Annotated in this window: 1 protein-coding gene; it reads left to right on the top strand. The window is 68.2% G+C overall.

Annotated features, from left to right (window positions below; genetic code table 11):
• Nucleotides 1-444: ATP-binding cassette domain-containing protein (locus EN994_RS34965; protein ID WP_127308323.1), on the top strand; the 444-nt coding region annotated here is incomplete at both ends.

The raw sequence follows: 444 nt of genomic DNA, 5'->3' as shown, positions 1-444 counted from the left end.
GGTGCAGCCTACCCAGGGCAGCGTTTCGATCGCCGGGCTCGCGCCGGTCGAGGCGGCGCGCAAGCGGATGATCGGCCTCGTCTTCCAGGACGCCAACCTGCTCCCCTGGAAAAACGCCGTCGACAATGCCTCGATGCTGCTCGGCATCGCCGACAAGTCGCTCTCGCGCTCGGATCTGCGGGCGCGCGGGCAGGAGATGCTGGAACTGGTGGGGCTGGGCGACAGCGCCCACAAGCGGCCAAACGAGCTGTCGGGCGGCATGCGGCAGCGGGTCGCCATTGCACGGGCCCTGGCGCTCGATCCGGCGGTCCTGCTGATGGACGAACCGTTCGGCGCGCTCGATGCCATCACCCGCGATTCGATGGGCCAGTCGCTGCTGGAGATCTGGCAGCGGACCGGCAAGACGATCGTGCTCGTCACCCATTCCATCGACGAGGCCATCCA

Origin of the sequence: Mesorhizobium sp. M7A.F.Ca.CA.002.09.1.1, assembly GCF_003998555.1 — a bacterium.
GTDB classification, from domain to species: Bacteria; Pseudomonadota; Alphaproteobacteria; order Rhizobiales; family Rhizobiaceae; genus Mesorhizobium; species Mesorhizobium ciceri.
This window is presented reverse-complemented; position numbering and strand designations above follow the sequence as displayed.